The sequence below is a fragment of the Mesorhizobium caraganae genome (genome assembly GCF_016836705.1).
GTDB lineage: Bacteria > Pseudomonadota > Alphaproteobacteria > Rhizobiales > Rhizobiaceae > Mesorhizobium > Mesorhizobium caraganae.
The window spans coordinates 1-428 of the sequence record NZ_JAFCGY010000162.1 but is presented as its reverse complement, the minus strand read 5'-3'; the positions used below and the strand labels follow the sequence as shown (position 1 = coordinate 428).

General features: G+C 63.6%; 2 protein-coding genes. One reads left to right on the top strand and one right to left on the bottom strand.

The window, feature by feature from the left end:
• Positions 1-240 (top strand): hypothetical protein (locus JQK88_RS35890; protein WP_210388459.1); only part of this gene is annotated, 240 nt, incomplete at its 5' end.
• Between the two features lie 69 nt (positions 241-309).
• Here JQK88_RS35890 and JQK88_RS37115 read toward each other — a convergent pair.
• Complete coding sequence (locus tag JQK88_RS37115; protein WP_312037402.1) at positions 310-420, bottom strand: diguanylate cyclase domain-containing protein; 111 nt, start codon at positions 418-420, stop codon at positions 310-312.
• Positions 421-428: the final 8 nt, after the last annotated feature.

Below are 428 nucleotides of genomic sequence, written 5' to 3'. Positions count from 1 at the left end.
ATACAGCGAAGCGGCCGCCGCTTTCGGCGCGAGCGCTCGCGAAGAAAATGCTACGAACTAGCCGGCGGCGGCGATAGGCCCAGGACATATGATTTTTATATGCAGCTGGATATGCCGTGCGCGTGTATTAATCCGCGGAAGGACGCCAACAGGCGTTTATCCGGCACGCAATGGCGCTTCGATGGGGCGCGGCCGAAGCGCGCGCCGTCGCCGCGGATTTCCCGCGTCGATGAACGATGAACGAAAGCAACGCAAAACGGCGTCGCCGCCAGCATCGAAATTGCGGCGCGTCAGGCGCGCCGCCGCGCATCACTCGCGCGAGGTTTTCTTCGAGCGCTTGACGTCGTACATGGCCTGGTCGGCCTTCTCCAGCAGCTCGCCCAGCTCCTCGCCGTCGTCGGGATAGATCGCGCAGCCGATGCTGGCGT